This window comes from Ectopseudomonas khazarica (assembly GCF_017915135.1).
GTDB classification, from domain to species: Bacteria; Pseudomonadota; Gammaproteobacteria; order Pseudomonadales; family Pseudomonadaceae; genus Aquipseudomonas; species Aquipseudomonas khazarica.
Map to the genome: position 1 here is coordinate 2,654,055 of NZ_CP068551.1, position 13,341 is coordinate 2,667,395.

Genomic DNA, 13,341 nt, shown 5'->3' on the forward strand with positions numbered 1-13,341 from the left:
ATGTCCTGCATGTTAGGTGGTCGCGCATGCGTGGCCCATTCCTCCGAGGCGTTACCTCCAAAGAGGCAGACTCAGGCGTGGAAGTCTTCCAGACGCTTTAAGCTGAACAGCAGGCTGGTGCTGATCTGATGCAGCCAGGGGGCGTCAGGCTCTCGGGATGAGCATTGATGCAACTGCTCGAGTTCGCGCAGCAACTGGTTTGCCTCGGTGTGGCAGGCGGCCAGCCGGTCGAGTTCGACCAGTGCCTGATGACAGTGTTCGTGGCAGGTTAGTAGTAGCGATGCTCGATCTAGGCGCAAGGACAGCGACTCGCTCAGTGCCAGTACGCACAGGGTACGTTGACTGTAGGCATAGATCCGGCCGCACTGCGTCAGCCACTTTGCAGTGGGCGAGTCACAGCCGGCGGCGAGTCGCTTGGCCACTTCTAGAGAACGCAGCATTAGTAGCTCGCCGACAGCGAGTGTCGCATGCCGCAATTCATCATCCTCGCTGGCGCCGAGCATCAGGGCGTAGCCCTGCGAGAGCCGGGCCAGGGTGTCGACGCGTTGCTGTTCGGCGCTCCCTTCCATGAGCGCTTGCAGGCGGCTGCAACACTTGTTGAGCTCGTCCAGGCAAGCCTGGCAATGACGCCGGGCCATGTCGTGATCGTCGAGCAGACAGTAGAGCAGGGCCTGCTGGCCTAGGAAGGCCTGCCGATTGGCGAGATGCAGGGCCTTAAAACGGCGCTGATTGGCGTTCAGCGGTGCCTCGAAAGTGGGCAGCCCGGGCAGTAGTAGGGTGCGCAGTAGGGATCTCAAGGCTTTCTCCGGAGTGGGTGCGGGGTGACCGTTCGGACGAGCCTGATTGTGTGGGTCATGAGTTGTCTCTATAGGTTGTGACGGTCCTACCCTAGTGCATACGGCGGATGGCCCCTTGACGGGAATCAAGTTCCGTTACGCAGTGACGGTGCGGTTCCTGACACAGCTCATGACCTTCTTGTCAGTTCCTAGGCTGAACGCTGGACTAGGGCATCTCAACCCACTGAGGTGGAGTTCGAGGCATTGAGTTACAGCGAGAGAACCGTTACCGAGGTGAGTTTCGGGAGGTGAGTCAATGCCAGCGTGCAGACAAGTTGTTGCTAGAGATTCTCTAGTGCCCATACGGCCGCCTCGACTCGCGAGCGCAGGCCGAGCTTGTGCAGCAGGTTCTTCACATGCACCTTGACCGTTCCCTCGGTGATACCGAGCTTATTGCCGATCATCTTGTTGCTCAGTCCGGCGGCTATCATTTTCAGCACCTGGCGTTCGCGCTCGGTCAGGTCCAGAGAGCTGGCACCCTGCGGGGTACGCAAGGCTTGGGCCAGCACGGTGGTCAGCGACGGGCTGATCACCAGGGTGCCGCGCAGTACTTCGCGCAGGCGGGCGATCAGGTGTTCGGGTTCCATGTCCTTGAGCAGGTAGCCGTCGGCGCCGAAGCGCATGGCGTCGCGCACGTCGTGCTCGGCGTCGGACACGGTGAACAGCAGGATCTTGCCGGCGAAGCCCTGCTCGCGCAGGCGCTTGAGCGTCTCCACGCCATTGAGCTGCGGCATGTTGTTGTCCAGCACCACCAGGTCGGGAGTCAGGCGCTGTACAAGCTCGCAGGCCTCGAGGCCGTTGTTGGCTTCGCCCACCACGGTCAGGTCGCCTTCCAGCTCGATCAGCTGGCGCAGGCCGCGACGCATCATCGGATGGTCGTCGACCAGCAGCAGGGTGTGGGGCAGGGTGGCGTTCATGAAAGAGCCTCGGGAGTCGGTTGACGCAGGAATTCCGGACAGAACAGCAGACGCACGCGGGTGCCCAGGGGCTCGCGGGGAGTCAATGCGAGGCTGCCGCCCAGGCTGCGGGCGCGCTCCTGCATGATGTTCAGGCCATGGTGGTGACGGCTGTCGTAAGCGGGATCGATGCCGATGCCGTCGTCTTCGACCAGCAGCTCGACATTCTCGCCGCACTGACGCAGGTGCACCCAGGCCTGGCTGGCCTGGGCATGGCGCGCGCAGTTGGAGAGCGCCTCGCGGGCGATCTGCAGCAGGTGGATCTGCTCGGTGGCCGACAGGGTGAAGGCCAGCGGTTCGGCGTGCAGCAGCACGCGCAGGTTGCCGCGCTCGGCGAACTCGCGGGCGGTGTCGTCGAGGGCCTGCTCGATGCCGCCGTCCTGGATCTGCAGGCGGAAGGTGGTGAGCAGTTCGCGCAACTGGCGATAGGCGCTGTTCAGACCCTCGCGCAGCTCGTCGCTGACCTGCAGCAGCACCTCGCTGCTTTCGCCGCGGCGGATCAGGGTCTGCAGGCGGCTGACCTGCAGTTTCATGTAGGACAGCGCCTGGGCCAGCGAATCATGCAGCTCGCGGGCGATGGTAGTGCGCTCGTCGAGCAGCAGCAGGCGGTTGTCCTGCTCGCGCTGGCGCTCCAGCGACAGCGACGTGCCGATCAGGTTGGCCAGCGCCTGGATCAACTCCTGCTCCCACTGGCGCGGGGTGTGGCCGTCCTCGTAGTGGGCGCACAGCTCGCCCAGGCTGTTGCCCTGCGAGCTGATGATGAAGTCCAGGCCGTTGGGCTGGGTATGGCGCTGGCAGCTGGCGCAGTCGCTGCGCGCGCAGATTTCCCGCGACTCGTTGCCGTGCAGGGCGATCAGGTGCTCCACCGGCGCCTGGGTATCGCCTTTCAGGCACAGCGTCAGGCGCAGGCCGGGCAGGCGCTGCTGGAAGCTGTCGATCAGCTCGTCCAGCTGCTCGGCGTTGGCCGGGCTGCTGGCGATGCTGCGGCTGCTCTGGTACAGCAGCTCCAGGGCGGCATTGCTCTGCGCCAGGTTCTGCGTCTTTTCCGCCACCCGCGATTCGAGGGTGCGGTGCGATTCCTCGATGGCGTCGGCCATGGCGTTGAAGCTCAACGCCATCTGCCCCAGTTCATCGATGGAACGGTACTCGATGCGCGCGTCGAGGTCGCCGGCACGGAAGCGCTCGGTGGCGCCGACCAGCTCCTGCAACGGGGTGATCACGCTGTTCTGCAGCTCGAACATGCCCACCAGCAGGATCACCACGGTCATCAGCAGGGCCGCGCCCTGGATGCTCTGCTGCCAGCTCTGGCGCTTCTCGCTCTGCTTCTGCAGCTGCATGACGAAGTTTTCCAGCTGGCCGACGAAGATCTCCGACTGTTGCTGGAAGGTAACCCGGTCGCCACGCTCCAGGGCTGGCAGCAACTGCTCGCGCCACTGACGCTGGATGTTGGCGAAGGCATGGCCGACCGGATCGTCGGGCTCGTCGCCGATCATGTGCCTGAGCGAGTTGCTGTCCAGGCGCCGCTGCATGTCGTCGCGCAGGGCGGCGATGGTGGTGGCGTCGGCATTGGCTTCCAGGCGCCAGTTCAGGCGGTAGGTGGCCATGCGCAGCGAGCCGGCGGTGTTGATGGCGGCGGCGTCGTCCTCGCTGACCATGGCGATCAGCACGGCACTGATCGCGCTGCAGAAGGCCAGGGTGGCGATCAGTATCACCGCCAGCCCGGCGCGGGCCGGCAACGAGCCCTTGAACCAGTCCAGCATCGCGCTACCTCCAAAGAGTTCGGAGCGCTCCGCGATCCACCGGCCGAGGCTCTGTTGTTGCGATAAATCAATGATTTAAAAGGATTTATTCTTGATTTTTGCCACTATCACTTTGGTGGTAGTTGGGGCAATGGTAGGTCGTAAGGGCGCCGGTGCTCCTTGATCCAGATCAAGAAACGACGGCCCCCCTGGCAATAGCCTGCAGCCATGAAACAGCTTGGGAGAGCGTTCATGGTGAGCCAGAAAATGCAACAGGGGTTGGTGCTGGGGATGAGTACCGCCGCGTTCACCATCTGCTTCATGGTGTGGATGATGTTCGCGGTACTCGGTGTACCCATCAAGGAACTGCTGCAGCTCAACGAGACCCAGTTCGGCCTGCTGGCCTCGACGCCGGTCCTGACCGGTTCGCTGATCCGCCTGCCGCTGGGCATGCTCACCGACCGCTTCGGCGGACGCATCGTGTTTTTCGTGCTGATGCTGGTCTGCGTGCTGCCGATCTACCTGATCAGCGAGGCCACCCAGTACTGGCAGTTCCTCGTCCTCGGGTTGTTCGTCGGCCTGGCCGGCGGCTCCTTCTCGGTAGGCATCGCCTACGTCGCCAAGTGGTTCGACAAGTCCAGCCAGGGCCTGGCCATGGGCATCTTCGGCGCGGGCAACGCCGGCTCGGCGCTGACCAAGTTCATCGCCCCGGCGATCATCGCCGCCGCCAGCTGGCAGATGGTGCCGAAGGTCTACTCGGCGATCATGTTCATCACCGCGCTGCTGTTCTGGTTCCTCACCTACGAGAACAAGGCGCACCGGGTACCGAGCAGCGTGTCGCTGGGTGAGCAGCTGAAGACCCTGAAGGACCCGCGCGTCTGGCGCTACTGCCAGTACTACTCGATCGTCTTCGGCGGCTACGTCGCGCTGGCCCTGTGGATGACCAAGTACTACGTGCAGGAATACGGCTTCAGCCTGCAGAGCGCGGCGCTGCTGGCCGCCTGCTTCTCCCTGCCGGGCGGCGTGCTGCGCGCCATCGGTGGCTGGATGTCGGACAAGTGGGGCGCGCACAGCGTGACCTGGTGGGTGATGTGGGTGAGCTGGGTGTGCCTGTTCATCCTCTCCTACCCGCAGACCGACTTCACCGTGCACACGGTCAACGGCCCGCAGACGTTCCACATCGGCCTCAACGTCTGGGTGTTCACCGCGCTGATGTTCGTCATGGGCATCGCCTGGGCCTTCGGCAAGGCCTCGGTGTTCAAGTACATCTCCAACGAATTCCCTGATCGCATGGGCGCCGTGTCCGGCATCGTCGGCCTCGCCGGCGGCCTGGGCGGCTTCGTCCTGCCGATCATGTTCGGCGTGCTGGTCGACCTCACTGGAGTGCGCTCTTCCGCCTTCATGCTGTTGTACGGCGTGGTCTGGGTTTCTCTGATCTGGATGTACTTCAGCGAGGTTCGCAAAACCCCAGTCATGGGTTCGGGTTCCACCGCTTCCATGAATTCTGCTTCCTGACAAGGAGATTCAGCATGTCCGCAACCAAGAATCCGGCCATGGGGCAGCCGCCCCGGCAAGGGCCTGTGATCGAGGACTGGCGCCCGGAGGACCCACATTTCTGGGGTTCCACCGGCAAGGCCATCGCCACCCGTAACCTGTGGATCTCGATTCCTGCGCTGTTCCTCGCCTTTGCCGTATGGATGGTGTGGAGTACGGTGATCGTGCGCCTGAACGCCATCGGCTTCGCCTTCAGCACCGACCAGTTGTTTTGGCTGGCGGCTCTACCCGGGCTGTCCGGGGCCACCTTTCGTATCTTCTATTCCTTCATGGTGCCTGTGTTCGGCGGGCGCCGTTGGACCGCCCTGAGCACTGCCTCGCTGCTGATTCCCTCTATCTGGATGTGCTGGGCCGTGCAGGACCCGGGCACGCCCTACAGCGTGTTCGTGATCATCGCCCTGCTGTGCGGCTTCGGCGGCGGCAACTTCGCTTCCAGCATGTCCAACATCAGCTTCTTCTACCCCAAGGCGCAGCAGGGCACCGCCCTGGGCCTGAACGCCGGGCTGGGTAACCTGGGCGTGTCGGCCATGCAGTTTCTGGTACCGCTGGTGATCGGCTTCGGCCTGTTCGGTGCGGTGGGCGGCAAGCCGCAGGAACTGGCCGACGGCAGTCAGCTGTGGCTGCAGAACGCCGGCCTGGTGTGGGTGCCGCTGATCGCGGCGGTCACTCTGGCGGCCTGGTTCGGCATGAACGACCTGGCCAGTGCCAAGGCGTCCTTCGCCGAGCAGGCAGTGATCTTCAAGCGCCAGCACAACTGGCTGATGTGCTGGCTGTACTTGGCCACCTTCGGTTCCTTCATCGGCTTCGCTGCGGCCTTCCCGCTGCTGATCAAGCATTCCTTCCCTGGGGTCAACGCCCTGCAGTTCGCCTTCCTCGGTCCGCTGGTCGGCGCCCTGGTGCGTCCGCTGGGCGGCTGGGTGGCGGACAAACTCGGTGGTGCGCGGGTGACCCTGTGGAACTTCGTGCTGATGATCGCCGCCGTGTTCGGGGTGATCGCCTTCCTGCCGCAGCACGGCCAGGGCGGTAACTTCTACGGTTTCCTGGCCATGTTCATGCTGCTGTTTGTCACTACCGGCATCGGCAACGGTTCGACCTTCCGCATGATCCCGGTGATCTTCCGCACCCTGCACGAGCGCCTCAGCGCCGGTAAGGGCGCCGCCGAGAAGGAGCAGGCGATCAAGGCCGCCGGCAAGGAATCGGCCGCGGTGCTAGGCTTCAGCTCGGCCATCGGGGCCTTCGGCGCCTTCTTCATTCCCAAGTCCTTCGGCAGCTCCATCGCCCTCACCGGCGGGCCCGAGGTCGCCCTGTACGTGTTCGTTGGCTACTACGTCAGCTGCATCCTGGTCACCTGGTGGTGGTACTCGCGCAAGGGCGCAGAGACCCCCTGCTAGTCCGCCACAACCCAAGAAATGACGAGCGCGGGGCCGCCCGCGCTCAGCCTGAGAGGAAGAGAAAATGAGCCACATACTCGACCAGCTGCGCTTCTTCAATCGCAAGCAGGGGGAGTTCGCCGACGGCCATGGCGAGACCCGCAAGGAATCGCGTGACTGGGAGAACGTCTACCGTTCGCGCTGGCAGTACGACAAGATCGTGCGCTCCACCCACGGGGTGAACTGCACCGGGTCGTGCTCCTGGAAGATCTACGTGAAGAACGGCCTGATCACCTGGGAAACCCAGCAGACCGACTACCCGCGCACCCGTAACGACCTGCCCAACCACGAACCGCGTGGCTGCCCGCGCGGCGCCAGCTACAGCTGGTACATCTACAGTGCCAACCGCCTTAAATACCCCAAGGTGCGCAAGCCGCTGCTCAAACTGTGGCGCGAAGCACGCAAGACCCTGGCGCCGGTCGAGGCCTGGGCCAGCATCGTCAGCGACCCGGTCAAGGCCGAGAGCTACAAGAGCAAGCGCGGCATGGGCGGCTTCATCCGTTCCAGCTGGAACGAGGTCAACGAGATCATCGCCGCGGCCAACGTCTACACCGTCAAGCAGTTCGGCCCGGACCGCGTGGTCGGCTTCTCGCCGATCCCGGCCATGTCCATGGTCAGCTACGCCGCCGGTAGCCGTTACCTGTCGCTGATCGGTGGTGTGTGCCTGTCCTTCTACGACTGGTACTGCGACCTGCCGCCGTCCTCGCCGCAAGTCTGGGGCGAGCAGACCGACGTGCCGGAATCGGCCGACTGGTACAACTCCAACTACATCATCGCCTGGGGCTCCAACGTTCCGCAGACCCGTACCCCGGACGCGCACTTCTTCACCGAGGTGCGCTACAAGGGCACCAAGACCGTGGCCATCACCCCGGACTACGCCGAGGTGGCCAAGCTCACCGACCTCTGGCTCAACCCCAAGCAGGGCACCGACGCGGCGCTGGCTCAGGCCTTCGCCCACGTCATCTTCAAGGAATTCCACCTGGAGAAGCCCAGCGCCTACTTCACCGACTACGCCAAGCGCTACACCGACCTGCCGATGCTGGTGCTGCTCAATGAGCAGGACGGCAGCTACCGCGCCGAGCGCTTCCTGCGTGCCAGCGACCTGACCGACAGCCTCGGCCAGGGCAACAACCCCGAGTGGAAGACCATCGCCGTCGACGCCTCGGGCGAGCTGGTGTCGCCGCAGGGCTCCATCGGCTACCGCTGGGGCGAGAAGGGCAAGTGGAACATCGAAGCCCGCGAGGGCGGTGCCGGGCGCGAGATCGATCTCAAGCTCAGCCAGATCGACAGTGGCGAAGTGGCGGAAGTCGCCTTCCCCTATTTCGGCGGGCAGACCCACGAATACTTCACCGCCGTGCCGGGCGAGGAGATCCAGCTGCGCCGCGTACCGGTGCGCACCGTGATCCTGGCCGACGGCAGCCAGGCGCGGGTCGCCAGCGTGTTCGACCTGATGGCCGCCAACCTCGGTATCGACCGTGGCCTGGGCGGCGCCAACGTCGCCAACCACTATGACGACGACCGCGTGCCGGGCACCCCGGCCTGGCAGGAGAAGATCACCGGCGTCAGCCGCGAGAAAGCCATCCAGATCGCCCGCGAGTTCGCCGACAACGCCGACAAGACCAAGGGCCGTTCCATGATCATCGTCGGTGCGGCGATGAACCACTGGTACCACATGGACATGAACTACCGTGGCCTGATCAACATGCTGATGTTGTGCGGCTGCGTCGGTCAGACCGGTGGTGGCTGGGCCCACTACGTCGGCCAGGAGAAGCTGCGTCCGCAGTGCGGCTGGCTGCCGCTGGCCTTCGGCCTGGACTGGAGCCGTCCGCCGCGGCAGATGAACGGCACCAGCTTCTTCTACAACCACAGCTCGCAGTGGCGCCACGAGAAGATGAGCATTCACGAGGTGCTCTCGCCGCTGGCTGACAAGTCGCAGTTCCCCGAGCACATGCTCGACTACAACATCCGCGCCGAGCGCGCCGGCTGGCTGCCGAGCGCCCCGCAGCTGAACCGCAACCCGCTGCAGATCTGCCGCGACGCCAAGGCCGCCGGTCTGTCGCCGGTGGACTACGTGACCAAGTCGCTGGCCGACGGCTCGCTGCGCTTCTCCTGTGAACAGCCGGACAACCCGGTCAACTTCCCGCGCAACATGTTCATCTGGCGCTCCAACCTGCTGGGCAGCTCGGGCAAGGGCCACGAGTACATGCTCAAGTACCTGCTGGGTACCAAGAACGGCGTGATGAACGAGGACCTCGGCAAGCGCGGCGGCTTCAAGCCGAACGAGGCCGAGTGGGTGGACGAGGGCGCCATCGGCAAGCTCGACCTGGTGACTACCCTGGACTTCCGCATGTCCTCGACCTGCGTGTACTCCGACATCGTCCTGCCGACCGCGACCTGGTACGAGAAGGACGACATGAACACCTCGGACATGCACCCCTTCATCCACCCGCTGTCGGCCGCCATCGATCCGGCCTGGGAAGCGCGTTCGGACTGGGAGATCTACAAGGGCATCGCCAAGTCCTTCTCCGAGATGGCCAAGGGGCACCTGGGCGTCGAGCAGGACCTGGTCACAGTGCCTTTGCTGCACGACACCCCCGGCGAGCTGGCGCAGCCCTTCGGTGGCAGCGACTGGAAGACCGCGGGCGTGGCGCCGCAGCCGGGCAAGAACTGCCCGAACATCACGGTGGTCGAGCGCGACTACCCGAACACCTACAAGAAGTTCACCTCGCTCGGCCCGCTGCTGGACAAGCTGGGCAACGGCGGCAAGGGCATCAACTGGAACACCGAGCACGAGGTCGAGTTCCTCGGCGAGCTGAACTACAAGGTGCGCGAGGAGGGCGTCAGCCAGGGCCGGCCGAAGATCGAGTCGGCCATCGACGCGGCGGAGGTCATCCTCTCGCTGGCTCCGGAAACCAACGGCCATGTTGCCGTGAAGGCCTGGGCCGCGCTGTCGGAGTTCACCGGTCGCGATCACAGCCACCTGGCGCTGCCCAAGGAGCATGAGGCGATCCGCTTCCGCGATATCCAGGCGCAGCCGCGCAAGATCATCTCCAGCCCGACCTGGTCCGGCCTGGAAGACGAGCATGTGTCCTACAACGCCGGCTACACCAACGTCCACGAGCTGATCCCGTGGCGCACCATCACCGGTCGCCAGCAGTTCTACCAGGATCACCCCTGGATGCTGGCCTTCGGCGAGGGCCTGATGAGCTACCGGCCGCCGATCAACACCCGCTCGACCGGCTACGTGAAGGGCAAGATGTCCAACGGCAACCCGGAGATCTGCCTGAACTGGATCACCCCGCACCAGAAGTGGGGCATCCACAGCACCTACACCGACAACCTGATCATGCTCACCCTGAGCCGTGGCGGTCCGATCGTGTGGATGAGCGAGATCGACGCCAAGAAGGTCGGCATCGAGGACAACGACTGGATCGAGTGCTTCAACGCCAACGGGGCCCTGACCGCCCGCGCGGTGGTCAGCCAGCGGGTCAAGGAAGGCATGGTGATGATGTACCACGCCCAGGAACGCATCGTGAACGTGCCCGGCGCCGAGAGCACCCAGACCCGCGGTGGCCACCACAACTCGGTGACCCGCGTGGTGCTCAAGCCCACCCATATGATCGGTGGCTACGCCCAGCTGGCCTACGGCTTCAACTACTACGGCACCGTGGGCTGCAACCGCGACGAGTTCGTCGTGGTGCGCAAGATGAACAAGGTGGACTGGCTGGACGGGCCTAACGGCGACGCCCTGCCACAACCGCTGCCGACCGAGATCGAGTGAGGAGAGCCGACATGAAAATTCGTTCACAAGTGGGCATGGTCCTGAACCTGGACAAGTGCATCGGCTGCCACACCTGCTCGATCACCTGTAAAAACGTCTGGACCAGCCGCGAAGGCATGGAATACGCCTGGTTCAACAACGTCGAGACCAAGCCCGGTATCGGCTACCCGAAGGAGTGGGAAAACCAGGAGAAGTGGAAGGGCGGCTGGGTACGCAACAAGGATGGCTCGATCAACCCGAAGATCGGCGGCAAGTTCCGCGTGTTGGCGAACATCTTCTCCAACCCGGACCTGCCGAGCATCGACGACTACTACGAGCCGTTCGACTTCGACTACCAGCACCTGCACACCGCGCCGCTGGGTAACCACCAGCCGGTGGCCCGGCCGCGTTCGGTGATCTCCGGCCAGCGCATGGAGAAGATCGAGTGGGGCCCGAACTGGGAGGAGATTCTCGGTACCGAGTTCGCCAAGCGGCGCAAGGACAAGAACTTCGACAAGGTGCAGGCCGATATCTACGGCGAGTACGAAAACACCTTCATGATGTACCTGCCGCGCCTGTGCGAGCACTGCCTCAACCCGGCGTGCGCGGCCTCCTGCCCGAGCGGCGCGATCTACAAGCGCGAGGAGGACGGCATCGTCCTCATCGACCAGGAGAAGTGCCGCGGCTGGCGCATGTGCATCAGCGGCTGCCCGTACAAGAAGATCTACTTCAACTGGAAGAGCGGCAAATCCGAGAAGTGCATCTTCTGCTACCCGCGCATCGAGGCCGGCATGCCGACCGTGTGTTCGGAAACCTGCGTGGGCCGCATCCGCTACCTGGGCGTGCTGCTGTATGACGCCGACCGCATCCACGAGGTGGCCAGCACCCCGAGCGAGCAGGACCTGTACCAGAAGCAGCTGGAGATCTTCCTCGACCCGTTTGACCCCAAGGTGATCGAGCAGGCGCTGAAGGACGGCGTGCCGCTGTCGGTGATCGAGGCCGCGCAGAAGTCGCCGGTGTACAAGCTGGCGGTGGACTGGCAGCTGGCCCTGCCGCTGCACCCGGAATACCGCACCCTGCCGATGGTCTGGTACGTGCCGCCGCTGTCGCCGATCCAGAACGCCGCCGCCAAGGGCAGCGTGAGCATGGATGGCGTGCTGCCGGACGTGGACAGCCTGCGCATCCCGGTACGCTACCTGGCCAACCTGCTCACCGCCGGTGACGAGCAGCCGGTCAAGCTGGCCCTCAAGCGCCTGCTGGCGATGCGTGCCTACAAGCGCGCCGAGCAGGTCGACGGCGTGCAGGACCTCAAGGTGCTGGAGTCGGTCGGTCTCTCCGTGGCGCAGTGCGAGGACATGTACCGCTACCTGGCCATCGCCAACTACGAGGATCGCTACGTGATTCCGTCGGCGCACCGCGAGGAGGCCATGAGCGATGCCTTCGCCGAGCGTTCCGGCTGTGGCTTCAGCTTCGGCAGCGGCTGCAGTGGCTCGTCGGACACCAACATGTTCGGCGCCAAGAAGGCCAACAAGCGCGACATCCTCAAGACCGTGCAGATCTGGGAGGAATGACCATGCAGATTCTCAAGGTGATTTCCCTGTTGCTCGACTACCCGGAGGAGGCGCTGCGCAGCGCCCACAAGGAGCTGGACGAGGCCATCTGCAGTGCCCGCGAAATCAGCCCGGACCAGCGCGGCTCGCTGCTGCGCCTGCTCGACGAGCTGGCCGGTGACGAGCTGATGGATGTGCAGGAGCGCTACACCGAGCTGTTCGACCGCGGTCGCGCCCTGTCGCTGCTGCTGTTCGAGCATGTGCATGGCGAGTCGCGCGACCGCGGCCAGGCCATGGTCGACCTGATGGCGCAGTACGAGGCCGCCGGGTTCGCCATCGGCGTGCGCGAGCTGCCCGACTATATCCCGCTGTACCTGGAGTACCTGGCCAGCCGCGAGGACCTCGAGGCCCGCGAGGGCCTGGCTGACGTGGCGCACCTGCTGGCCCTGCTGGCGGCGCGCCTGGAGGAACGCGAGAGCCCTTACGCCGCGTGCTTCCGCGCGTTGCTGCAGATCGCCGGCGAGCAGCCGGCGGTGGCGGTGGCCGAGGTGCGCGAGCAGGTGGCCGGCGAGGTGCGCGACGACAGCCTGGAAGCGCTGGACAAGTTGTGGGAGGAGGAGGCCGTGGACTTCCTCCAGGCCGAGCAGCAGGACCGCTGCCCGAGCCAGACCACGATGCCGGGCAAGGCTCGCGAAGAGGTGCCGGTGCCGCTGCACTGGATCGATTTCAAGCAGGACGGGGCGGCCAGCGCGCCGGCCCAGGAGGTGCACAATGGCTAATCTGAACTTCCTCGCCTTCGGCGTGTATCCCTATATCGCCCTGGCGGTCTGCCTGATCGGCAGCTGGGCGCGTTTCGATCTGTCGCAGTACAGCTGGAAGGCCGGTTCCAGCCAGATCTTCAACCGCACCCCGGCCGAACACCGCTACATGCGGATCGCCAGCAACCTGTTCCATGTCGGCGTGCTGTTCGTGCTGGCCGGCCACTTCGTCGGCCTGCTGACCCCGGCCTCGGTCTATCACCATGTGATCAGCACCGAGAACAAGCAGTTGCTGGCGATGGTCTCCGGTGGCCTGTTCGGCGGCCTGTGCCTGATCGGCCTGCTGATGCTGCTCAAGCGCCGCCTGAGCGACGCACGGGTGCGCGCCAGCTCCAGCTGCTCGGACATCCTGGTGCTGGTGGTGCTGCTGGTGCAGCTGCTGCTGGGCCTGGGCACCATCTATGCCTCGACCCACCACATGGATGGCTCGGTGATGGTGATGCTGGCCGACTGGGCGCAGTACACCGTGACCCTGCAGCCGCAGCTGGCCGCCGCGGCCATCGCCCCGGTGAGCCTGGTGTACAAGCTGCACGTGTTCCTCGGCCTGAGCCTGTTCGTGCTGTTCCCCTTCACCCGCCTGGTGCACATCGTCAGCGCGCCGGTGTGGTACCTGGGGCGGCGCTACCAGATCGTGCGCCAGAAGGCCTGAGGCAACGTCGGGATCGGCTGCGCGTCGGCCGGCCGGTCCACAGCGGATG

General features: G+C 64.7%; 9 protein-coding genes. 6 read left to right on the forward strand and 3 right to left on the reverse strand.

What is annotated here, in order from left to right; genetic code table 11:
* Positions 1-71: 71 nt before the first annotated feature.
* The 3 genes from JLK41_RS12735 to JLK41_RS12745 all read right to left on the reverse strand — a co-directional run bounded on the left by JLK41_RS12735 (position 72) and on the right by JLK41_RS12745 (position 3,552).
* On the reverse strand, positions 72-797 hold the full coding sequence (locus JLK41_RS12735; RefSeq protein ID WP_047588151.1) for a hypothetical protein: 726 nt from the start codon (positions 795-797) through the stop codon (positions 72-74).
* Positions 798-1,117: 320 nt separating this feature from the next.
* Entirely contained in the window at positions 1,118-1,753 is a 636-nt protein-coding gene (gene narL / locus JLK41_RS12740) for a two-component system response regulator NarL (protein WP_047588152.1), read from the reverse strand.
* A complete protein-coding gene (locus tag JLK41_RS12745; RefSeq protein WP_152488978.1) occupies positions 1,750-3,552 on the reverse strand; it encodes a HAMP domain-containing protein in 1,803 nt (600 codons plus the stop codon). Before JLK41_RS12745 ends, narL begins: the two co-directional genes overlap by 4 nt.
* 231 nt (positions 3,553-3,783) lie before the next feature.
* Between JLK41_RS12745 and JLK41_RS12750 the strand changes: the two genes are divergently transcribed.
* From JLK41_RS12750 to narI, 6 genes are all read left to right on the forward strand, one after another.
* A complete protein-coding gene (locus JLK41_RS12750; RefSeq protein WP_210391165.1) occupies positions 3,784-5,046 on the forward strand; it encodes an MFS transporter in 1,263 nt (420 codons plus the stop codon).
* A gap of 38 nt (positions 5,047-5,084) precedes the next feature.
* Positions 5,085-6,476, forward strand: coding sequence for a NarK family nitrate/nitrite MFS transporter (locus JLK41_RS12755; protein ID WP_210391226.1), 1,392 nt, complete (start codon positions 5,085-5,087; stop codon positions 6,474-6,476).
* Between the two features lie 64 nt (positions 6,477-6,540).
* Positions 6,541-10,296: a nitrate reductase subunit alpha gene (locus tag JLK41_RS12760; RefSeq protein ID WP_210391166.1), complete on the forward strand. Its 3,756-nt coding sequence runs from the start codon at positions 6,541-6,543 to the stop codon at positions 10,294-10,296.
* Positions 10,297-10,307: 11 nt separating this feature from the next.
* Positions 10,308-11,846, forward strand: a complete 1,539-nt coding sequence (narH, locus tag JLK41_RS12765) for a nitrate reductase subunit beta (RefSeq protein ID WP_210391167.1) — start codon at positions 10,308-10,310, stop codon at positions 11,844-11,846.
* 2 nt (positions 11,847-11,848) lie between these two features.
* Positions 11,849-12,604 (forward strand): nitrate reductase molybdenum cofactor assembly chaperone, encoded by a 756-nt coding sequence (gene narJ, locus JLK41_RS12770; protein WP_210391168.1) that lies wholly within the window; start codon positions 11,849-11,851, stop codon positions 12,602-12,604.
* Positions 12,597-13,292 (forward strand): respiratory nitrate reductase subunit gamma, encoded by a 696-nt coding sequence (gene narI / locus JLK41_RS12775; protein WP_047588166.1) that lies wholly within the window; start codon positions 12,597-12,599, stop codon positions 13,290-13,292. Before narJ ends, narI begins: the two co-directional genes overlap by 8 nt.
* Positions 13,293-13,341: the final 49 nt, after the last annotated feature.

Coding starts and splice junctions, on each gene's coding strand:
- narL (WP_047588152.1), bottom strand. CDS start 1,753: ATGAACGCCACCCTGCCCCACACCCTGCTGCTGGTCGACGACCATCCG.
- JLK41_RS12745 (WP_152488978.1), bottom strand. CDS start 3,552: ATGCTGGACTGGTTCAAGGGCTCGTTGCCGGCCCGCGCCGGGCTGGCG.
- JLK41_RS12750 (WP_210391165.1), top strand. CDS start 3,784: ATGGTGAGCCAGAAAATGCAACAGGGGTTGGTGCTGGGGATGAGTACC.
- JLK41_RS12755 (WP_210391226.1), top strand. CDS start 5,085: ATGGGGCAGCCGCCCCGGCAAGGGCCTGTGATCGAGGACTGGCGCCCG.
- JLK41_RS12760 (WP_210391166.1), top strand. CDS start 6,541: ATGAGCCACATACTCGACCAGCTGCGCTTCTTCAATCGCAAGCAGGGG.
- narH (WP_210391167.1), top strand. CDS start 10,308: ATGAAAATTCGTTCACAAGTGGGCATGGTCCTGAACCTGGACAAGTGC.
- narJ (WP_210391168.1), top strand. CDS start 11,849: ATGCAGATTCTCAAGGTGATTTCCCTGTTGCTCGACTACCCGGAGGAG.
- narI (WP_047588166.1), top strand. CDS start 12,597: ATGGCTAATCTGAACTTCCTCGCCTTCGGCGTGTATCCCTATATCGCC.